Source organism: Sphingomonas sp. PP-CE-3A-406 (assembly GCF_003688625.1).
In the GTDB taxonomy this organism is placed as follows: domain Bacteria; phylum Pseudomonadota; class Alphaproteobacteria; order Sphingomonadales; family Sphingomonadaceae; genus Sphingomonas.
The window spans coordinates 1,070,143-1,091,579 of the sequence record NZ_RCWY01000001.1 but is presented as its reverse complement, the minus strand read 5'-3'; the positions used below and the strand labels follow the sequence as shown (position 1 = coordinate 1,091,579).

Annotated in this window: 18 protein-coding genes and 1 tRNA gene; 13 read left to right on the top strand and 6 right to left on the bottom strand. The window is 66.4% G+C overall.

Features of this window, described 5'->3' with window-relative positions; translation table 11 throughout:
* Positions 1-51: 51 nt before the first annotated feature.
* Entirely contained in the window at positions 52-594 is a 543-nt protein-coding gene (rsmD, locus tag C8J44_RS04685; protein WP_121903506.1) for a 16S rRNA (guanine(966)-N(2))-methyltransferase RsmD, read from the bottom strand.
* Positions 594-2,174, bottom strand: coding sequence for a pseudouridine synthase (locus C8J44_RS04680; protein WP_121903505.1), 1,581 nt, complete (start codon positions 2,172-2,174; stop codon positions 594-596). The genes rsmD and C8J44_RS04680 overlap by 1 nt, the downstream gene beginning before the upstream one ends.
* 118 nt (positions 2,175-2,292) lie before the next feature.
* Here C8J44_RS04680 and C8J44_RS04675 point away from each other — a divergent pair, with 118 nt between their 5' ends.
* The 3 genes from C8J44_RS04675 (at position 2,293) to C8J44_RS04665 (ending at position 5,338) form a co-directional block, all read left to right on the top strand.
* Positions 2,293-2,742, top strand: coding sequence for a response regulator (locus C8J44_RS04675; protein ID WP_121903504.1), 450 nt, complete (start codon positions 2,293-2,295; stop codon positions 2,740-2,742).
* 81 nt (positions 2,743-2,823) lie between these two features.
* The gene (locus tag C8J44_RS04670; protein WP_121903503.1) at positions 2,824-4,155 is read left to right on the top strand and encodes an AmpG family muropeptide MFS transporter; all 1,332 of its coding nucleotides are present in this window, start codon (positions 2,824-2,826) and stop codon (positions 4,153-4,155) included.
* Positions 4,156-4,519: 364 nt separating this feature from the next.
* Positions 4,520-5,338, top strand: coding sequence for a response regulator (locus tag C8J44_RS04665; RefSeq protein WP_121903856.1), 819 nt, complete (start codon positions 4,520-4,522; stop codon positions 5,336-5,338).
* Between the two features lie 145 nt (positions 5,339-5,483).
* Here the strand turns inward: C8J44_RS04665 and C8J44_RS04660 are convergent.
* The 3 genes from C8J44_RS04660 to moaA form a co-directional block, all read right to left on the bottom strand.
* Positions 5,484-5,558: transfer RNA gene (locus C8J44_RS04660), tRNA-Asn, on the bottom strand.
* Positions 5,559-5,660: 102 nt separating this feature from the next.
* The gene (locus tag C8J44_RS04655; RefSeq protein WP_056047646.1) at positions 5,661-6,440 is read right to left on the bottom strand and encodes an NAD kinase; all 780 of its coding nucleotides are present in this window, start codon (positions 6,438-6,440) and stop codon (positions 5,661-5,663) included.
* Positions 6,437-7,465 carry a GTP 3',8-cyclase MoaA gene (moaA, locus tag C8J44_RS04650; protein ID WP_121903855.1) on the bottom strand — a complete coding sequence of 343 codons (1,029 nt, stop codon included), beginning with the start codon at positions 7,463-7,465 and terminating at the stop codon, positions 6,437-6,439. Before moaA ends, C8J44_RS04655 begins: the two co-directional genes overlap by 4 nt.
* Positions 7,466-7,589: 124 nt before the next feature.
* Here moaA and C8J44_RS04645 point away from each other — a divergent pair, with 124 nt between their 5' ends.
* The 5 genes from C8J44_RS04645 (at position 7,590) to C8J44_RS04625 (ending at position 14,703) form a co-directional block, all read left to right on the top strand.
* Positions 7,590-9,263: an EAL domain-containing protein gene (locus C8J44_RS04645; RefSeq protein ID WP_183128696.1), complete on the top strand. Its 1,674-nt coding sequence runs from the start codon at positions 7,590-7,592 to the stop codon at positions 9,261-9,263.
* Positions 9,263-9,682, top strand: a complete 420-nt coding sequence (locus tag C8J44_RS04640) for an SgcJ/EcaC family oxidoreductase (protein WP_259466711.1) — start codon at positions 9,263-9,265, stop codon at positions 9,680-9,682. Before C8J44_RS04645 ends, C8J44_RS04640 begins: the two co-directional genes overlap by 1 nt.
* Before the next feature lie 31 nt (positions 9,683-9,713).
* Positions 9,714-10,700, top strand: coding sequence for a DUF2891 domain-containing protein (locus C8J44_RS04635; protein WP_121903502.1), 987 nt, complete (start codon positions 9,714-9,716; stop codon positions 10,698-10,700).
* Between the two features lie 80 nt (positions 10,701-10,780).
* Entirely contained in the window at positions 10,781-12,886 is a 2,106-nt protein-coding gene (locus tag C8J44_RS04630) for a prolyl oligopeptidase family protein (protein WP_121903853.1), read from the top strand.
* Between the two features lie 17 nt (positions 12,887-12,903).
* Positions 12,904-14,703, top strand: coding sequence for a DUF885 domain-containing protein (locus tag C8J44_RS04625; protein WP_121903501.1), 1,800 nt, complete (start codon positions 12,904-12,906; stop codon positions 14,701-14,703).
* A gap of 117 nt (positions 14,704-14,820) precedes the next feature.
* Here the strand turns inward: C8J44_RS04625 and C8J44_RS04620 are convergent, their stop codons facing one another.
* A complete protein-coding gene (locus C8J44_RS04620) occupies positions 14,821-15,720 on the bottom strand; it encodes a N(4)-(beta-N-acetylglucosaminyl)-L-asparaginase (protein ID WP_259466710.1) in 900 nt (299 codons plus the stop codon).
* Positions 15,721-16,091: 371 nt separating this feature from the next.
* Here C8J44_RS04620 and C8J44_RS04615 point away from each other — a divergent pair, with 371 nt between their 5' ends.
* From C8J44_RS04615 to C8J44_RS04595, 5 genes are all read left to right on the top strand, one after another.
* Positions 16,092-19,151: a TonB-dependent receptor domain-containing protein gene (locus C8J44_RS04615; protein ID WP_259466709.1), complete on the top strand. Its 3,060-nt coding sequence runs from the start codon at positions 16,092-16,094 to the stop codon at positions 19,149-19,151.
* 130 nt (positions 19,152-19,281) lie between these two features.
* The gene (locus C8J44_RS04610) at positions 19,282-20,289 is read left to right on the top strand and encodes an NAD(P)-dependent alcohol dehydrogenase (RefSeq protein WP_121903852.1); all 1,008 of its coding nucleotides are present in this window, start codon (positions 19,282-19,284) and stop codon (positions 20,287-20,289) included.
* Positions 20,290-20,303: 14 nt separating this feature from the next.
* The gene (locus C8J44_RS04605) at positions 20,304-20,549 is read left to right on the top strand and encodes a glutaredoxin domain-containing protein (protein ID WP_121903851.1); all 246 of its coding nucleotides are present in this window, start codon (positions 20,304-20,306) and stop codon (positions 20,547-20,549) included.
* A complete protein-coding gene (locus tag C8J44_RS04600) occupies positions 20,546-21,085 on the top strand; it encodes a TspO/MBR family protein (RefSeq protein ID WP_121903498.1) in 540 nt (179 codons plus the stop codon). The genes C8J44_RS04605 and C8J44_RS04600 overlap by 4 nt, the downstream gene beginning before the upstream one ends.
* The gene (locus C8J44_RS04595; protein WP_121903497.1) at positions 21,082-21,426 is read left to right on the top strand and encodes a thiol-disulfide oxidoreductase DCC family protein; all 345 of its coding nucleotides are present in this window, start codon (positions 21,082-21,084) and stop codon (positions 21,424-21,426) included. The genes C8J44_RS04600 and C8J44_RS04595 overlap by 4 nt, the downstream gene beginning before the upstream one ends.
* Positions 21,427-21,437 lie beyond the last annotated feature (11 nt).

The following is a 21,437-nucleotide window of genomic DNA, read 5'->3' as shown; positions in this document are numbered from 1 at the left end:
CGCGAAGGCGGGAGCCCAGTCTGGGCTCCCGCCTTCGCGGAGAACACGCTTTTACGCTGACAACGGCCGCAACAGCGTCAGCCGCGCCTTGCCGTGCACGCGCGTGGCGTCGACCTCGAAGCCTGCCAGTTCGACGACCTCGGCCTTCGCCGTCTCCAGGCTGATCCACGTCGCCGGTCCGACCCAACCCAACCGCGACAGCTTGTCGAGCGCGACCAGTCCGGCACCGGTGTTGTAGGGCGGATCCATCAGGATCACGTCTAGCGGCGCCGGTGCGGGCCCGAGCGCCATCACCGACGTGGCGCGGACATCACCGCGGATCTCCAGCTTGGCGAGGTTGGCCTTCAGCGCGTCGACCGCCAGCTTGTCCGATTCCACGAACATGCACGTCGCTGCACCCCGTGAAAGTGCCTCGATCCCGAGCGCGCCCGAGCCGGCGAACAGATCGGCGACTGCCAACCCTTCGAAGCTCCCGACGCGGCTCGTCAGCATCGAGAATAACGTCTCGCGCATCCGGTCGGCGGTGGGACGCGTTGAGTCCCCCTTGGGCGCGACGATCGGGCGACCGCGCCATTGGCCTGCGATGATCCGCATCAGCGCTTCCCTCCACGTGGTGCACGGGGCGGATGACCGCGCCCTCCCGACGGACCCTTGCCCGGTGCCGTAGCACGACTGCCGCGTTCAGGCCGCGCCGGACCCTCCGATCGCACTGGCCTTGGCTCGGCACCCGGACGCCCGCTGGCACTCCGCGCCGCGCGCTTGTCGAGTGAACTGCGCCCCCGCGAATCGTCGGCCTGCGGACGGAAGCCCCGCGGCTGCTCCTGACGCTGCACCGTAGCGCCCGCACCGACTCGCGACGGCGCAGCGCGCTCCCGCGGTGGCTTGGCGGCGCGGAAATGCTTGATCTTGGGGCTCGTGCTCAGCTCCTCGCCGCGATCCGCACGCTCCTGGCGCACATACGGCTTCGAGGTCTCGCCACTCGTCGGGCGGGCGTGATGCGTTCCCGTCGGCCGAGCGGCATTCCGCACGTCCGGCCGCGCCCAGGGATCGTTGACGTCGCCGCGCTGCATCGCTGCGGTCGGACGAATCCGCTCCGGACGCGCCGGTCGCGACGGACGATCGGTCGGTACCGCGCCGCTCGAAAAGCCCGAGCTTGCAGGCGCCGCATACGGACTGCGAACCGGCGCACGCACGCCAGCAACAGGCCGCGCGCCCGAAACCGGACGCGCACCCGGCGCCGGCCGTGCCGTCGGAGCCGGCCGCGGCGCATTGCTGCCACGCTGGCTAGACCGCGCGCCGATCCCGGCCCCGGCCCCGGCACTCGCGCTGATCCCGATGTTCGCGCGCGCGCCCGGACCCTCGGGTCGACCCTTGGCCAGTTCCTTCTGGAACGCGACGACGTCGTGCTGGAGCACTTCGCCGATCTGCCCGGGCGGCAGGTCGCCGAGCACGAACGGACCATAACGCGTCCGGATCAGCCGCGAGACCTGCAACCCGAGATGCTCCAGCACGCGGCGAACTTCGCGATTCTTGCCCTCGGTCAGGATCATCTCGATCCAGACGTTCGCGCCAGTGCGCCGCTCGATATTCGCGTTGATCGAGCCGTAGCGGACGCCTTCGATCTCGATACCCTCGATCAGTTCCTCGAGCTGCGGCTGCGTGATGTTGCCGTAAGCGCGCGCGCGATAGGCACGCTCAACGCCGGTCGCGGGCAGTTCGAGCTGGCGCTTGAGCCCGCCATCGGTGGTCATCAGCAACAGCCCCTCGGTGTTGAGATCGAGGCGACCGACCGGCACCAGCCGCGGCAGTTCGCGCGGCAGGCGGTCGTAGATCGTCGTACGCCCGGCGGGATCGCGCTCGGTGACGAGCAGCCCGGTCGGCTTGTGGTACAGGAACAGCCGCGCCGAACTCGGAGCCTCGACCGGGTCGCCATCGACCGTCACGCCGTTGAGGTTGCGCAGAATGGTCGCAGGCGTGTCGAGAATGCTGCCGTTGAGCGCGACGCGGCCCTCGGCGATCATCCGCTCGATATCGCGGCGCGAGGCGATCCCGGCGCGGGCGAGCAGTTTGGCGATACGGTCGCCCTTGATCGGTGCGGCCGGCGTTTCGGGGGAGGTTGCGGGCGCGTCGTTCGACGGGCTGGCAGTCGGGTTATCGTCTTTTGAAGTCGTCATGGCGCGGCTAATACTATGGATCGGCGCCAAGCGCGAAATATTTGCGACCGTTCGTGTTGCGGTGCGTTAGACCCACAAGCGTAACGATCGTTCGGCACGCTGTGGGGTCTCGACCATCATGTTGTTCGGCAAGAAGAAGCGAAACATCGTGCGCCTCCTGCTGGTCGAGGACGAGCCGCTGATCGCGTTCGACAACGAGCATTTCCTGACCGAGGCGGCCTACACGATCGTGGCGACGGTCGACCGCGTCGCCGATGCGCTCGCGATCATTGCCAACAGCACCGATGCGGAGGGCAATGCGGAAATCGACCTGGTGCTGGTCGACGTTCATCTCGCCGATGGCTCGGGTCTCGACGTGGCACGCGCGGCGCAAGCGCGCGGCGTGCCGGTGATGTTCGTGACCGGCAACTTTCCGGACGAGGCGATGGCGCTGGCGACGGGTTGCCTGGCAAAGCCCTATGCGCCGCGCGACCTGATCGGTGCGATCGCGGTCATCGACGCACGGATCGGTGGCGCGACTCCGAAGCGCCTGCCGCCGGGGTTCAGGCTGTTCGCGACGCTGACCTAGCTGTCATTGACGCCAGCCTGCGCTGGCATCCCGCGGTTTTCGCGCTAGGGTCCTGCTCGATCGAGTAGGGAAGTTTGGCGTATGGACGACACCGCAGGCAAGCGCTGGAGCGACGGATTTCGGCCTTATGCCGAGAAGGCGCCCCTGGCAGCCCTCGCGCTTGGGATGTCGTCGGGCTTTCCCTATGCGATGATCGGCGCGACGCTGACGACGCGGCTAGCGGCGAGCGGCATCGACAAGAAGACGGTGACCGCGTTCAGTCTCGCCTTCCTCGTCTACAATCTCAAATTCCTGTGGGCATGGATCGTCGATGGTGTCCGGCTGCCGATCATTGGTCGCCTCGGTCAGCGCGTTTCCTGGTTGATCGTCACGGCGGCGCTGGTGATCGCGGCGGTGGTGAACCTCGCGCTGGTCGATCCGTCGGCCAGCATCGCCAGTACCGCGACCGCAGCGATATTGGTCGGTGCGGCGGGGGCGACGTTCGACATCGTGATCGATGCATTCCGGATCGAGATCCTCGAACCGCGCCAGTTGGGCGTCGGCTCCGGCATGAGCCAATATGGCTGGCGGATCGGCTCCGCGGGTGCCGGTGCGCTGGCGCTGGTCGTGGCGGAACGCGCTGGCTGGAGCGCGGCGTATCTGGCCTGCACGATCTTCGCGCTGCCTGCAGTGCTGGCGGGACTGGTGCTCGGTGAGCCCGAACGTCGCCGTCCGCCGATCGAACGGCGCGGGCTGGGCGAGGGGTTCCGCGCGATCTGGGTGCCGTTCGTGCAGTTCTTCTCGCGCGAAGGTGCATTCGTCGTCCTCGCCTTCATCCTGATCTTCAAGGTCGGCGACACGTTGGCCAACCTGACCTTGCGCCTGCTGTTCGACGATCTCGGCTTCACCGGCGACGAGATCGCATTCTATGACGTCGGCGTGGGCTTCTTCGCGTACCTGGTCGGCATCTTCATCGGTGGCATCCTGTATGCGCGGATGGGGATGAAGCGCTCGGTGCTGTTGTCGCTAGTGCTGATGGGCGTGTCGAACCTCTCGTTTGCCGCGCTGGCGGCGGCTGGCCATTCGAATATCGGCATGGCGGGCGCGATCGGCTTCGAGAATGCCTCCAGCGGTTTCGGCGGCGTCGTCGTGATCGCGTACTTCTCGGCGCTGTGCGACCTGCGTTTCACCGCGGCGCAGTTCGCGCTGATCTCGGCAGCGGCGAGCGTCGTCGGCCGGATCGTGACTGGCACCACGGCGGGCGGACTGATCGACGCGATGGGCTATGTGAATTTCTATCTTCTGACGACCGTGCTCGCGCTGCCGGGCGTGGCGCTGTTCTGGTGGATGAGCCGGTCCGGGATGATTGACCGGTCGATCGGGAGTGCGGGCGTCGAGGGAGAAGGCGACGCGCGCGTTTCTGCGCAGGACTGACCGTCGATGATGGCCGCGACGTGAGGTGACCACTCGCTCGTCGTCGTCGGGCGAGTCGCGTTGACCGGCGCCGCCACGCAGGCGCTGGTGGCGGGGCTCAACCAGTTTCTCGAGCAGCCGGGGCTCAGCCCCAGCAAGGCGATGGCGAGCGGAGCGACGTTTCCGTGATCGCGCCGCGCCGATCACCGGGCTCATGAAAGAACCGAAGGTCCTGCGCGCGAACGCTGCCTTGGACGACGACGGCGTGATCCCCGGCCGCATCACGTCGTCGCTGCATAACAGATCATCGCAAACCGTGTCGCGCGCACGACGTGAGCGTTACGCCTGAAATATCCCGGACAAACACGCGATGCAGGGCGTCGGCATGATCACACTCCATCCAGGCTTTCCTGAAAGCTCAGCCGCTCCGAGCGATGTCGATGACCATGTCGTCGGCGGTGCGCGGATCGTCATCGTCGACGACGATCCCGGTCTGCGGGAATTGCTCACCGAATTTCTGGTCGATCACGGCCTGCGTGCCGAGGCGGTCGAGAGCGGGGCAGCGCTGCGCGCGTGGCTGGCGCATCATGCGTGCGATCTCGTCGTGCTGGACATGATGATGCCGGGCGAGGACGGCCTGTCGGTGCTGCGCAGTCTGACGCAAAGCGGCGATGCGCCGGCGGTCATCATGTTCTCGGCGCTTGCGGGCGAAGTGGACCGGGTGGTCGCCCTCGAACTCGGCGCGGACGATTACGTCACGAAGCCCTCCAGTCCCAGGGAGATCCTGGCCCGCATCAGGTCGGTGTTGCGGCGGCGCGGGGCTGCGACGCCTGCTCCCTCGGGAGCCCACGAGCCAATAGCGAACGAGGCGGCGCCTTCAGCTAGGGTCGAGGCCTACACGTTCGCCGGATGGACGCTGAACTGTCGCATGCGGACGCTGCACACGCCGGACGGTACCGCGGTTCGTCTCACCGACGGCGAGTTCCAGTTGCTCAACGTGTTCGTGTCGCAGCCGCAGATCGTCCACACGCGCGACGACATGATCGCGCAGTCGGGCAGGGCGGAGAGCCTGTCGCGGGGGCGGACGATCGACGTGAACATCAGCCGCCTACGACGCAAGCTGCAGGCGTTCGATGCGACCGAGATCATCCGCACGGTACGCGGCAACGGCTATATCCTGATGCCGGACGTCGTTCGAAGCTGATCGAAAAGTCGCGCTTCGCAGCGGCCGGCGATATCGCGAGAACGAGCCGCGAATGTCATAACGTGTGCCATAATATATGTAATAACACCCGGCTGGCACTGGCGCCGCCGCACTCCGAAAAGCGAGGACTTATGCGGCCTGCAACTGGCTCCCTGAGTAGGATTCGAACCTACGGCCACTCGATTAACAGTCGAGAGCTCTACCGCTGAGCTATCAGGGATCGTTGCCGAGGGCGGCTCTATAACTGGCCCTCCGGATCATGCAAGCGGGTTTCGACGTAAATCCGAAAACTTTCGTTCCGGCCCTGCATCGGGCGACCGCGTCAGGAGATGAACTGCTCCATCGTGATGCGGTCGTCGAGCGCGTGCTCCGGGTCGAACAGCAGTGTCAGCTCGCGGGCGCGGTCCATGCAGATGTCGACGCGGGCGATATCGCGGATCTCGCGCTGGTCGGCGACCACCGATACGGGCCGCTTGGCGGCGTCGAGGACGCGGACGCCGATCCGGGCCTTGTCGGGCAGGATCGCCCCACGCCAGCGCCGCGGACGGAACGGGCTGATCGGGGTCAGCGCGATCATGCCCGAGCCCAACGGCAGGATCGGGCCGTGCGCGGACAGATTATATGCTGTCGAGCCGGCCGGCGTGGCGACCAGGATGCCGTCGCAGGCGAGTTCGGGCAGGACGATCCGCTCGTTTACCGTAATCTCCAGATTGGCGGTCTGGCGGGTCTCGCGCAGGAACGACACCTCGTTGATCGCGGGCAAAGTGTGCGTGCGGCCATCGACGCCGATCGCGGTCATCGTGAGCGGCACGACCTTGAACGGCTTCGCGCGCTCGAGGCGATCGAGCAGGCCATGATGGCGCCACTCGTTCATGAGGAACCCCACCGTGCCGAGGTTCATGCCGAAGACCGGCACCGGCGGCTTGCGGCGCTCCAGCATGGCGTGAAGCGTCTGAAGCATGAAACCGTCGCCGCCGAGCGCGATGATCGCGTCGGCTTCGTCGACCGATACCCAGTCGCCCGTATCGGCAAGCTGGGCTTCGGCGGCGCGAGCGGGCGGTGTCGTGGATGCGACCAGCGCCAGCCGCTCGAACCGGCTCATCCTCCGGTGACGCTCATGTGACGCGAGACCGCAGGGCGCTCGCCGACGCCGATGCGGAAATCGTGCGCCTTCGGCTTCGCGAAGAGCCCGGCATCGATCGCTTCGTCGAGCCCGGCCGTGCCGCCCTCGCGCAGCGCGGCTTTCAGATCGACCTGATCATCGTGGCCGAGGCACATGTAGAGCTTGCCCTCGGTCGTCAGGCGAACGCGGTTGCAGCCGTCGCAGAAATTGGCGGTCAGCGGCGATATCAGCCCGAGCCGGGTGCGCGTGCCGTCGACGTTCCAGTAGCGCGCCGGGCCACCGGTCTTGTACGCATCGCGGGCAAGCGTGAACTGCTCGCTCAGCTCGTCGAACACCTTGGTCAGCGGCAGGAAGCGATCGGTGCGGTCCTCGTCGATCGCGCCGAGCGGCATCGTTTCGATCAGCGACAGGTCGAAGCCCTCGTCGCGACACCATGCGAGCATCGGCGCGATCTCGTCTTCGTTGAAACCTTTCAGGGCGACCATGTTGATCTTGATCGCCAGCCCCGCGTCGCGCGCCGCCATGATCCCGCCGATCACCTGCGACACGTCACCGTGACGAGTGATGTAGCGGAACCGCTCCGGGTCGCGGCTGTCCATGCTGACGTTGACGCGGCGGATGCCAGCGTCAACCATCGCCTCCGCATGCTGCGCGAGACGCGTGCCGTTGGTGGTCATCGTCAACTCTTCCAGGCCAGCTCCGATGTTGTGGCCCAGGCGCTGGACGAGTTCGGCAACATCGCGGCGGACGAGAGGCTCGCCGCCCGACAACCGGATCTTGGTGACCCCGCGCGCGATGAACCGCTCGGCGATGATCGCGATCTCTTCGAGGCTCAGGAGCTTGGCGCGCGGCAGGAACGTCATCTGCTCGGCCATGCAATACCGGCACCGAAGATCGCACCGGTCCGTCACCGAAATCCGGAGATACTTGATCGTGCGACCATGCGTGTCCTGCAACGGCTTTTGCGCCGGAACGCCGGGCAGGGGATGGGCAGAGTCGATCATCATAGACGAGCTAAGCACAGGAGGAGCCTCGAACAAGGCCGAACCGGACGGTAATGGATTGGCGGGCAGCGACGCTGCGGCTAGGCTCGCACCGATGGGGTGGGGTGCGACGGATATGGAAGACATGCAGACGGCAACGACGCTGTTCGCGGTATCGTTCCGTCAACGCGATGAGATCGCCAGGATTCTGGCCGATGCCGGCGCCGGCGCGGACTGGCATGCGGCGGTGACTAGCGATGCCGTGGCGATCGAAAGCCGCTTTCTCGCAAGCGGCGCGGCAGTGGCGCTGATCGACGCGCGCGGCGCGCTCGACGAGGGTATCGCGGCGACGCTCGCGCTGGGCGGGCTGGTTGCCACCAACGGCGCGGCGCTGCTGGTGCTGGTGTCGCGCGGCGATGTCGAAGCGATCGGCGAGTTCTTCGATGCGGGTGCAACGCAATTCCTGACGAGCCCGGCGGCCGATAGCGAGTTGATCCAGGCGCTCCGCTTCGCCGGGCGCCATGCGGTCCGCTCTTCTGGGAGTGCGGTCGACCGGCGCAGGATTCCTGGCGCAACGTTGTACGACCGCGAAACCGGTGACGTTCGCCGCTGGATCATCGGCCGGATCGCCGCCGACTGCCCGGTCGCGGTGGTGCTGGTGTCGTTGTCGCGGCTCGATATCGTCAATGCGGCGCATGGGCGACCGATGGTGGACGCATTGATCGAGACAGCGGTGCGGCGGACCGAGACGATCGCGCACGCAGCGATCGACGTGGACTCGATGGTCGCGCGACTTGGCGGGTCGGAATTCGCGCTGGTGATCGAGGCGTCGGGTGCGGCGGTGACGGCAGCGATCACCGCGCTCGACGCGGCGCTCGCGCGGCCGTTCGCGGTGGCCGATACGCGTGCCGTGCTCGGCTGTCGGTTCGGGGTGGCGCAGCGGCAGCCGGGCGACGACGCGGCGGCGTTGCTGCGCCGCGCCAGCGAAGCACTGGCGGAAGCCAAGGCGAGTGACGGATCGGTGTTGCATGTCGCGCTGCCCGACGGCGTCGCGCCAATCGATGCGCTGGCGATCGACCTGCATCACGCGATCGAACGCGACGAGATCGACTTGCGCTGGCAACCCCAGGTCGAAATCGCGAGCGGCCGGATCACCGGTGTCGAGGCGCTGGCGCGGTGGAGCCACCGGACGCTGGGGCCGCTCGGCGCGGACACGCTGTTCGACGCCGCCGACCGCGCCGACCTGGGGATCGCCTTGTCCGATCATATCCAGCGGCTGGTGCTCGCGCGTGCGGTTGCCTGGCCGGCGGCGCTGAACACGTTGCGGGTTTCACTGAACCTGACCGCGGCGGATATCACGCGGCCGGGGTTCGCGGCGCTGTTCCTGGCACGGGTCGACGAAAGCGGCTTTCCGCGCGGGCGGTTGACCGTCGAGATCACCGAGACCGGGCTGATCGAAGACCTGGCGGCTGCATCGGCGTTGCTGGCGGAGCTACGCGGGGCAGGGTGCCGCGTTGCGATCGACGATTTCGGCACGGGCTATTCGAGCCTGGCCTATCTGAAGTCGCTGCCGCTCGATTACGTCAAGATCGATAAGTCGCTGGTGCGCGATATCGACGGATCGGCGCGCGACCGGGTGGTGGTTGCCGGTGCGATCACGATGGCGCGGTCGCTCGGGCTCGCGGTGATCGCCGAAGGCGTGGAAACGCCGTCGCAGCTCGAATTGCTCACGGCGGGCGGCTGTGGTCTGTACCAGGGCTTCCTGTTTTCGGAGCCCGTCGACGAACCGGCGCTGCTCGAACTGGTGGGGAAAGAATGATGCGTGCTCTGCTGGTGCCGATCGTGATGATGAGCGCCGCCGCGGCGCCTGCACAGGTCCCGGCCGAGACCGCCATCCGCCAGACGATGGCGGTGAGCGCGGCGGGCTGGAATGCGGGCGATCTCGCGCGGTTCATGGCGGTGTATGCCGACGATGCCGTGTTCGTGACGCCCAAGGGGCTGCTGCGCGGCAAGACGGCGATCGCGGCCAAATATCAGCCGAGCTTCCGCGGCGTCGGCAATGCGCGAGGCACGCTGTCGTTCGCAGTCCTCGAGATGCGCGGGATCGATCCGCGGCATGCGATGCTGTTCGCACGCTGGACGCTGACCGGGCCGTCGACCGTGGAAAGCGGGATGACGACGCTGGTGTTCGAACGGCGCGGGACCGCGTGGCAGATCATCGCGGACCACAGCAGCTGACACCCGACCTGCACCGATACGGGATGATGGAATGACCGACACGCTCGATCGCACGACCGCGGCGCGGTTCGCCGGGCTGACGCTGGGGCACCTGACGCGCCAATGGCCGTACAAGCTCGACCAAGTGCTGGACGGCCCCGGCGACCTCGCGCTGCCGAAGACGCTGCACCCGGTATTCCACGGCAGTTTCGACTGGCACAGCTGCGTGCATGGCTGGTGGCAGGTGATGCGGCTTGCGCGGCTACATCCGGACATGTCCGAAGCCGCCGAGGTCGAGGCGCTAGCGCATCGGATGCTCGTTCCTGCCTTGATCGCGGGCGAGGTCGCCTATCTCGATCGGCCGGGCACCGGCGGGTTCGAGCGGCCTTACGGCTGGGGCTGGCTGCTAGCGCTGCATGACGAGCTGGCATTGCGGCCCGATCGGCCGTGGGCGGCGGCGGTCGAGCCTTTGGCACGCGCGTTCGCAGGCCGGTTTGCGGCGTACCTGCCGAAGCTGATCTATCCGGTCCGCAGCGGCAAGCACGACTGCACCGCGTTCGCACTGGTCCACGCACTGCGCTGGGCGCGGACGCACGACGCGTCGCTCGCCGCGCTGATCGAGGCGCGCGCGGGGGACTGGTATGGCGACGATCGCGATTGCCTGCCGTTCGAGCCGAGCGGCGAGGATTTCCTGTCGGCGACATTGTGCGAGGCGGCGTTGATGAAGGACGTGCTGGGGGCCGGGTTCGCACCGTGGCTGGCGGCATTCCTGCCCGATCCGTTCGGTCCGGCGACGGCGTGCCTGCGCTCTCCCGCGATCGTCAGCGACCGGTCGGACGGCCGCCTCGCGCATCTCGATGGCGTGAACCTGTCGCGCGCGTGGTGCTGGCGGACGATCGCCGACGCGCTGCCCGATCCTGCCGCCGCTCGTGCGATCGCCGACGCGCACCTCGCCGAGGCGCTGCCGCATCTCGCGGACGACTACATGGGTGAGCATTGGCTGGCGACGTTCGCGCTGCTCGCGCTCGAGGCCGACTGATCGCGGATCGGCGGAGAGAAGGGGTTAGCAGAGCGGACTACGCTGCCTAAGGTCGCATCATCGAACGAAAGAGAGTGATGATGCAAAGACGCCTGCCGTTCCTGGCCTTGCTGGCCCTTTCCACAACCGCGTTGGCGCAGACGCCGGCCCCCGCTACCGATCCGAACGCGTATCTCGAGGACATTCACGGCACGCGTGCGCTCGATACGGTGAAGCGGTGGAACACGCAGTCGCTCGCCGCGCTCGAAGCCAAGCCCGGCTATGCGCGCTACCGCCAGCGTGCGCTCGATTTGTTGCAGGCGGATCGCCAGATCGCGACGCCCGACCAGATCCTCGGCGATCAGGTCGTCAACCTCTGGCAGGACAAGGCGAATCCGCGCGGCCTGTGGCGGGTAGCGTCGCTCGCCTCGTTCGGCAGCGGCAAGCCGGTGTGGCGGACGCTGATCGACGTCGATGCGCTGGGCAAGGCGGAGGGCAAGAGCTGGGTGTGGAAGGGCGCGACCTGCCGATCGCCGTCCTACGATCGCTGCATGGTGGCGCTGTCGAACGGCGGCGGCGACGCGGTGGTCGAGCGCGAGTTCGACATTCCCTCGGGCAAGTTCGTCGCGAACGGTTTCGTCGTGCCGATGTTCAAGTCAGGCGTAAACTGGGCCGGGCCGGACGCGCTGTATGTCGCGACCGACTTCGGGCCGGACAGCCTCACCACCTCGGGTCTGCCGCGGACAGCAAAGCTGTGGCGACGGGGCACACCGCTGTCCGCCGCGACCGAGATCGCCAGCGCTGCGCCGAGCGATGTCGGGATCAATACGGCGGTCTTCACCGAGGGCGACCGCCGCTATGCGCTGGTGTCGCGCGACGTCGATTTCTTCCATGCCAAGCGGAGTCATGTCGCGGCCGATGGCCGACTGGTGGCGACGCCGTTGCCCGACGATGCGGTGATCGACACGGTGCTCGACGGGCGGCTGATCGCGACGCTGTCGTCGGACTGGCGCGGCATTCCCGCCGGCGCGGTGGTCGCCTATGCGATCGCCGACGTGCTGGCCGGACGTGATCCGACGATCGAGCGCGTGCTGGTGCCGACCGCCAGACAGGCCGTCGAACAGGTCGATTCAAGCAAGTCGGTGTTATGGGTGAAGATGCTTGACGACGTGTCGGGGCGGCTGGTGTCGCTGACGCGCGGTGCCGACGGTGTCTGGACCCAGTCGATCGCGGCGTTGCCGACCGCGTCGACGATCCATCTCGAGGCGACCGCCGGCAAGGACGATCTGGCCTATGCGATGGTCGAGGGGTTCCTCAGCCCGCCGGCCTTGTATGCGGTCCGACCAGCCGCCAAGCCGGTCGCGGTCGACACGCTGCCGGCGCGGTTCGATGCGTCCCGGATGCAGGTCGAACAGCGGTTCGCGACGTCGAAGGACGGGACGAAGATACCGTATTTCCTCGTGCGCAAGAAGGGCACGACGGGCCCGGTGCCCGCGCTCGTCCATGCCTATGGGGGGTTCCGCAACGCGCAGACGCCGACCTATCTCGTCGATCAGCCGTACCGCTCGGGCCCGGCCGGGCTGTTCTGGGTCGAGGAGGGCAACGCGTTCGTGCTCGCCAACATCCGCGGCGGCGGCGAGTACGGCCCGCGCTGGCATCAGGCGACGCTGCGCGAGAACCGGCAAAAGGCGTATGACGATCTGCACGCGGTTGGTGACGATCTGGTGCGCACCGGTGTCAGCGCCAAGCGCAAGATCGCGGTGTCGGGGCGGTCGAACGGCGGCCTGCTGGTCGGCGTGGCGATGGAGCAGCGACCCGATCTCTACGGCGCAATCGTGATGGGATCGCCGCTGCTCGACATGCAGAAATATTCGCATCTGTCGGCGGGCGCATCGTGGATGGGTGAATATGGCGATCCTGACAAGCCGGCGGACTGGGCGTTTATCTCGCAATATTCGCCCTACCAGAACCTGAAGCGCGGCATGAAATATCCGGTGCCGTTCATCTACACGTCGACCGAGGACGACCGTGTCCACCCCGGCCACGCGCGCAAATTCGCCGCGCGGCTGGAGGCGTATGGCGACCCGTTCTTCTATTACGAGAACCCGGAGGGCGGCCACGCGGCGGGCGCCGACAAGATCGAGGACGCCAAGCGCGCCGCGCTCGTCACCGTCTATCTGAACGCACAACTCGCGCCACAACGCTGATCGTCAGGAATTCCAAGATGCGTAATTTCCGTCTGTTGCTCGGCGTCGCGATGCTGGCGCTGCCCGTCTCGTCGATCCCTGCGCCCGCGCTGGCGGCGCAAGCCGAGACGAGCGCGTTCGCGTCTCTGTCGAAGCGCTATGTCGATGGCCTGGCGCAGCTCAATCCATCGTCGGCGACCGCGCTCGGCGATCACCGGTTCGACACGCAGATCACCGACATGTCGGCCGCAGGGCGCGGCAAGCGAGAGGCGTTCTCGAAGGCGATGCTCGCCGATCTCCAGCGGATCGACCGCAAAGCCCTGTCGCGCGAGGAGCAGGTCGATGCGGCATTGCTCGACAATGCGCTGCGCTACGACATCTGGGATACCGAGACGCTCGGCGGGTGGGCGTGGGACCCGCAGGTCTATAACGACATCGCCGGCAGCTCGCTCTATTCGCTCGCTGCCCGCGATTTTGCACCGTGGCCGCAGCGGCTGAACGCGGCGACCGCGCGGATGGCGGCGCTTCCCGCGTTGCTGGCACAGGCGCGCGCGAACATCGTCCCCGCCCGCGTACCGTCGATCTACGCGACGACCGTGGCGAAACAGAACAGCGGCATCGTCGACATCGCCGAGACCATGCTCGCGCCGCACGAGAGCGAATTGTCGGCAGCGGACGCCAAGCGGTTCGACGCCGCGCTCGTGAAACTAAAGGCGGCGGTCGCAGAGCATCAGGTCTGGCTCGAGAAGACGCTCGTCCCCGGCGCGAAGGGCGACTTCCGCCTCGGCGCGGCGCTCTACGACAAGAAGCTCGGCTTCGCGCTGCAATCCGACCTCACCCGGGCCGAGATCAAGCGCCGCGCGCAGGCCGCGATCGTCGACACGCGTGCGCAGATGTACGCGATCGCGCGCCAGATTTTCGGCGCCCAAAAGGGCGCGCTGCTGCTTCCCGACAAGCCGTCCGAAGCGCAGCAACAGGCCGCGATCCAGCTCGCGCTCGAACTCACCTACGCCAAGCGTCCGGCACGCGACGGCATGATCGACGCCTCGACCAAGGCACTGGCGCAGGCGACCGCGTTCGTCCGCGACAAGGGTCTGGTCGGGATGCCCGACGGCCCCGTGAAGATCATCACGATGCCCAAGTTCCAGCAGGGCGTCGCGGTAGCCTACTGCGATTCGCCCGGCCCGCTGGAAAAGAACCTCGGCACGTTCTTCGCCGTGTCGCCGATCCCCGGCGACTGGACCGAGGCGCAGGCGACCTCGTTCCTCAGCGAATATAACGACTACATGATCCACGATCTGGCGGTGCACGAGGCGATGCCAGGGCATTATCTCCAGCTCGCGCACGCCAATGCGACTCAGTCGACGCTGCGCGCGGTGCTCGGCTCGGGGCCGTTCGTCGAGGGCTGGGCGGTCTATGCCGAGGGCATGATGGCGGACGAGGGCTTCATGAACGGCGATCCGCTGTTCAAGCTGACTGTGCTCAAGATGCGGCTGCGCTCGATCTCGAACTCGCTACTCGACATCGGCATCCACACCGAGGGCATGACGCGCGAGCAGGCGATGCAGCTGATGACGCACACCGCGTTCCAGCAGGAGCGCGAGGCGGCGGGCAAATGGGTCCGCGCCTCGCTCGGCTCGACGCAGTTGCTGAGCTATTTCACCGGCTATTCGGAGCACATGGCGCTGCGGGAAGAGGCGAGGAAGCGGCAGGGCGCGGCGTTCGACCTCAAGCGGTACAACGACGCGCTGCTGAACCACGGTTCGCCGCCGGTCCGCTATGTCCGCGAACTGCTGTTCGACCTGCCTATCAGTGAACGGCGTCATTCGGTCCAGTAGATCGTGAACCGGGCCGCTGAGCCCCGGTTCGCGATCGGACGACGGATATTCCGCCACAAGAAATTCTGTGGGGCGTGATTGGTATTGCGGAACGCCAGCGTCCAGCTTCAGTCTGTGTCAGGCCTGAAACAGCGAAGCAGCCTTGAGAACCTTCGTCACGCCGTGCGCGTCGGTGACGGCGTATGTAAATCCGGGAAGCAGGCAGAACGCGCCGACATTGCCCTTCGGGTCGAGCGCGAGGAAGCCGACCTGCACGCCGCGAACGGCATCGCCGCGCAGATGGGCGATATGGCGCACGACCTCTTCGCAGGCTTTTTGCGGGGAGGCGCCCGACCGCATCGATGCGACGACTCGTGCCGACCCTGCGACCCGGGTGACTTCCTCGCCTAGTCCCGTAGAGGTCGCACCGCCGACGCCGGCCTCCACGTAGAGGCCCGAACCGACCTGCGGCGAATCGCCGACGCGGCCGCGCATCTTGAACGCCATCCCCGAGGTCGTGCAGGCGCCGGCGAGCCGGCCGTCCGCGCTGCGGGCGAGCAGGCCGATCGTATCGTGATCGAGCGCACCGCCTGGGGTGCGCGTGCGGTTCTCGCTGTTGGCTTCGGGCTGGTATTTCGCGGTCTTGAGCCAATCCCGCCACGCGTTCTCGGATTCGGGAGTCAGCAGAGATTGCTGGGGAAACCCCTGATCGCGCGCGAACCGCGTCGCGCCTTCGCCGACCAGGAAGGTGTGCGGCGTCCGTTCCATGACCCGTCGGGCAACGGAGATCGCATGGACCGTATTCTCCAGCGCCGCGACCGCGCCGACCCCGCCGGCATCGTCCATGATGACCGCGTCGAGCGTGACGTGCCCGTCGCGGTCCGGATAGCCGGCATAGCCGACGCTGTGGTTGGTCGGATCCGCTTCGGGCACCATCGCGCCGGCCTCGACCGCATCGATCAACGTGCCACCTGCTTTGAGCTTGGCAAATGCCGCTGCGTTCGCCGCCGCGCCGAAATCCCATGTCGACACGATCATCGCGCCTTCGCCTCGGGACGTGCCCCCGGGGGCGGGAACGCTTGCCGCCTGCGCGTAGGATGCGGCCAATGACAGAGTTCCACAGGTTCCGAGACCCGCGAGCAATGAGCGCCTTGTCGTCAACGGTCGATCCTCCATCGGGTGTATGTGCAGCATGCTACGCAGGCGCGGCCCACCCGCCAAGAGGTGACGCACATTTGCAACAATCCATCGTAAATGTTCCATAAAGGTATTGCATAGGTATTGACGGAACCAATTATCTGATCAAGCGTGCTGGGAGGAACTGCGCGGTCGTACGGCGCTGTCGGCCATAGGGGTAGGATATGAATTTCAGTCATTCGGTATCGCGCGTTGCGCTTGTGGGATCGCTCATGATCTGGGCCACGCCCGGGGTGGCACAGGATGCCGCCGCTGGCCCGGTCGCTCCGGCTCAGGCCCCAGTCCAGGCCCCGGTTCAGGCCCCAGCCCAGGACAGCGCCAACACGCCCGCACAAGCCAAGGTTCAGGCCGACGCGACCACCGCAGTCGCTCCCGCCAACGCCGATAGCGGCGCGAACCAGTCGATCGTCGTCACCGGATCGCGCATCCAGCGCCCCAACACGACCTCCGCCGCGCCGATTACCTCGGTGACCTCGCAGGACATTCGCGCGCAGGCGGCGGTCAACGTCGAGGACGTGCTGAACCGCCTGCCGCAGGTCGCGCCCGACAGCCAGCAGACCTATGCCGATTCGGACGGTCGCCAGCGGATCAAGCTGCGCAGCCTCGGGTTCGAGCGGACGCTCGTGCTGATCGACGGCAAGCGCATCGGCACGCAGAACGGCCAGGACGTCGGCATCATTCCCGCGACCCTGCTGGAGCGCGTCGACGTGCTGACCGGCGGCGCTTCGTCGGTGTACGGTTCGGACGCTGTCGCGGGTGTCGTCAACTTCATCCTCAAGAAGGATTTCGAGGGCATCCAGCTCGACGGCAACTATAATTTCTACAATCACAACAACAAGGATACGGTCGTGTCGCCGCTGGCACGCGCGGCGGGCTTCAACAGCGTGCGTGGCCTGACCAACGACGGCGGCCGTGCCGACCTCACGCTGACCGCCGGCAAGAAGTTCTTCGACGGCAAGCTGCGGATTTCCGGGTTCGCCAACTACAAGCATACCGACCCCGTGCTGCTGTCGGACCGGTCGAACACCGGCTGCTACCTGACGCAGACGAGTCTGAACGCGCCGATCTCGTGCGGTCTGACGCCGAGCAGCTCGACCAGCGGTCTCGTCACGCCGCTCAGCGGCGCGAACAAGGACGCGCAATTCGTCAACAATCCCAATGGTTCGCGCACCTTCGTCCCGTTCGGCGCGGGTCCCGGCAACGCCTCGAACTATTTCAACAATTACTCTTATCAGCGTCCGTCTGAGCGGATCAACGCCGGCGGCTTCGTCAGCTTCGACATCTCGCCCAACGCCGAGCTGTACGGCTCTGGTATCTGGTTCCGCGATAAATCGTACACCAACTATCCGGGGATCGCGGGCGGCAACGTCCAGGTCAACTGCAACAACCCGTTCCTGTCGGGCTCGCAGGCCACCGCGATCTGCGGGGCGGCTGCCGGTACCGCCACGACCGCACCAATCAATATCGCCTATCGTCTCGGCGATAACAACGATCAGCCGGATACCTATCTGAACACCGGCGCCCGCTTTACAGCCGGTATCCGCGGCAAGGTCGGCAGCGCGTGGACCTATGATGTCGGCGGCGTCTATGCCCGCAACCATCAGGACTACACGCCTACCTTCGTCAATTCGACGCGGTTGCAGAACTCGATCAATGTCGGTGGTACGCTCGCGGCGCCGACCTGCGCCACGACCGCCGATGCCGGCTGCGTTCCGTTCGACGCGTTCAGCGCCGGCAACACCAATCCGGCGCTGGTCAACTATCTGTTGAACACGGGTACCGCCGTGACCACCGGCACGCTGTATGACGTGCAGGCCAACGTCACCGGCGACCTCGGCAAATACGGCATCACCTCGCCGTTTGCCGAGCAGGGCATCGCGATCGCGTTGGGGACCGAGTATCGCAAGGATACGCTGAAATCGACCGCCGACGCGGCGTATCGCGGTGCCCTCGGCGGTACCGACAGCTATCTCAAGCAGGACGTCTGGGAAGCGAACGCTGAACTCCAAGTCCCGCTGGTCGAGCATAAGCGATTTGCCGACCTGCTTCAGGTGAACGGTGGCTATCGCCTGTCGAAGTACAGCAGCAATCCGGACACCTTCAACACCTGGAAGGTTGAGGGCATCTACGCGCCCGTCAGCGATCTGACGTTCCGCGCCTCGTTCAACAAGGCGCAGCGCGCGCCGACGGTCACCGAAATCCGCCAGGCAACGAATATCGACTTCGCATCCGGCGGGGCTGGCACCTTCAGCGACTTCTGTGCGCCGACGGTCACCAATGGCCCCAACGGCGTGACGTTCGGCGCGCCGGTTGCGTCGCGTGACGTTTGCCGGGCAACCGGATTGTCCGATGCGCTCTATGGCAGCCAGTCCTTGCTCTGCAGCAACGGCACGACGCCGAACGGTTCGGCAGCGTGCACCGTCCGGTCGGGTGGCTTCACCGCCGAGCCGGAGACCGCCTACACGCAGACCTATGGCCTGATCGTGAAGCCGAGGTTCGTCCGTGGGCTGTTCTTCTCGGTCGACCGCTACCGGATCAAGATCAACGACTCGCTCGGCTTCAACGACTACAGCTATTACACCGATGGCTGTCAGCGCTCGAACGGCGATGCGTTCTTCTGCCAGGGCATCGTCCGTAACCCGGGCACGGGCACGTTGTTCTCCAACGCAAGCACCAACCCGACGACTGGCTTCATCCGCCAGGGCACGACCAACTACTACACGTCGATCGCGCGCGGCTATGATTTCCAGGCGCAGTACACGATGGACCTGGCGACGGTCGGCAAGATCGACTGGAACTTCAATGGGTCGTTGACGACGTTTGCGGGTGGCCAGGACTCGCCGGTCCAGCCGCAGCGCAACTGCGCGGGCTATTACGGCAATGGTTGCGGCCAGCTGATCCCGAAATGGTCGCACGGCTTGCGCGCGACCTACACGACGGTCGGCCGCGGTTTCAGCGCGTCGTTCAACTGGCGCTATGTCGGATCGCTGACCAATGCGGACAATTCGGGTGATCCGGCGATCGGCGGCACCGATGCGCGGGCACGGACCAGCTACTACCGGGTCGCGCCGCAGAGCTATTTCGATCTCGCGCTCAACTTCGCGATCGCCAAGCAGTTCTCGCTGCGTCTGATCGCGAACAACCTGTTCGACAAGAACCCGCCGATCGTGGTGGACTCGTACAACGTCGCACTCGCACGAACCAACACGATCCCGTCGCGCTACGACTCGCTCGGCCGAAACATCGCGATCGGTACGACCATCAAGTTCTGATCCTTCCTCTCCCCGACCTGAGGGCTCGCCAGCGATGGCGGGCCCTTTTTTTGTGCCGGACGACGTGGCTATGGGTTGCGGTCGGGGCCAGTTCGGCGGGGCGGTGCGTTACAGCATCGAAGGAGCCGACATGAAGATCATGACGCTACGATCCCCCGCGGGTCTCGACAATATCGCGATCGCCGAAAGGGACGATCCAGGCACGCCGCCACCGGGCGCGATCCGTGTCGCGTTGCACGGCAGTTCGATCAATTTTCACGATCTTGGCGTCGCGCTCGGCCGGATGCCGACCGAAGACGGTCGCATACCGCTGTCCGATGGCGCGGGGACCGTCGAAAGCGTCGGCGAAGGTGTGACCGAGTTCGCGGTCGGCGATCATGTGGTGTCGTGCTTCTTCCCGGATTGGCAGGACGGCACGCCGACCATCGGCGATTTCAGCCGCACGCCGGGCGATGGCATCGATGGGTTCGCGCAGAGCCACGTCGTGCTGCCAGCCACCGCGTTCACCAAGGCACCCAAAGGCTATGATTCCGTCGAAGCCGCCTCGATCACGACTGCGGGCCTCACCGCGTGGCGCGCGCTGGTGGTCGACGGCAAGCTGAAGGCCGGGGACACGGTGCTCCTGCTTGGCACGGGTGGGGTCTCGATCTGGGCGTTGCAGATCGCCAAGGCGATGGGGGCGACAGTGGCGATCACATCGTCGTCCGAGGACAAGCTTGCCCGTGCCCGCGATCTAGGGGCCGACTTCACGCTCAACTATCGGAGCGAACCCGAGTGGGGGCGTAAAGTTGCGGACTGGGCCGGCGGGCGCGGCGTCGATCATGTCGTTGAGGTTGGCGGCCCCGGTACGCTGGCGCAGTCGATCGATGCGGTCAGGGTCGGCGGGCACATCTCGTTGATCGGCGTGCTGACGGGGATCGGCGGTGAGGTGCCCACCGCAGCGCTGATGGGCAAGCAAGCGCGGCTACAGGGCCTGATCGTTGGCAGCCGTCGCGAGCAGCAGGATTTCGTCCGCGCGCTGGAGGCGACCGCGATCCGCCCGGTGATCGACCGTCGTTTCGCGCTGGACGATCTCGCCGAGGCGTTCGCGTTCCAGCAGAGCGGCGAGCATTTCGGCAAGATCGGGATCGAGTGGTAAGGAGGATGACGAACATGGCCGAGACGAAGAACGCGATACTGTACCGGATGATCCTGCCGGATCACACCTGCCCGTTCGGCGTACGCGCGAAGACGATGCTGGAGCAGAACGGCTTCCAGGTCGATGACCGGCTCCTGCGGTCGCGCGACGAGGTCGATGCGTTCAAGGACGAGCACGGCGTCGCTACGACGCCACAGGTGTTCATCGATGGCGAGCGGATCGGCGGCAGCGACGATCTCGAGCGGTATCTCGCAGCATGACGACCAGCGAATCCGTCCCATCGGCCACAGGTCTGTCGCGCACCGCATCGGTAGCGATCGTCGCAGCAGTATTAGGCGTGAGCGCGGTGCTCGGTCGACGCAATGCCCCGGATCCGTCACATCCGCGGATTCGGCGTTGGTACAAACGCCTCGACAAACCGAGCTTCACGCCACCCGACGCAGTTTTCGGCGCGGTCTGGCCGGTGCTCGAAACCGGGCTTGCGGTCGGCGGTTATCGTCTGCTTCGTCAACCCGCCGACAGCACGCGTAACGCCGCGGTAGGCCTGTGGCTGCTCAACACCGGCATGATCGGCGCGTGGACCGAGATATTCTTTCGCAAGCGCGATCTCGATGCCGGTGCGATCGCGTCCGGCGCGATGATCGTCAGCGGTGCCGCGTATGTCGCGACCGCCGCGAAGGTCGATCGTCCGGCGGCGATCCTTGGCGCGCCGTTCGTGGCGTGGCTGGGGTTCGCGACGGTTTTGGCCGCGCGGATTTCGGCGCGGAACGACGATGGAGCCAAGACGGGCACATGAACAAATTGACGGTTTGGCATGACGGTTCCTGCCCGCTGTGTCGACGCGAAATCGCGCTGATGCGGCGGCTGGATCGTCGCGGTGCGATCGAGTTCGTCGACGCTAGTGAACCGGGCACGGTCTGCCCGACTGACCGCGATGCGCTGCTGGCACGGTTCCATGCCTCGGAAGACGGTCGAATGCTGTCGGGCGCGGAAGCTTTCGCCGCGATGTGGCGCGCCATACCGGTGCTACGGCCGCTTGGGCTCGTGGCCAAAAATGCCGTGGTCCTGGCGATCCTCGAACGAACATATCGGGGATTCCTCCGCGTCCGCCCGAGGCTTCAGGCGCTGATGCGCTGACTTACCACGCG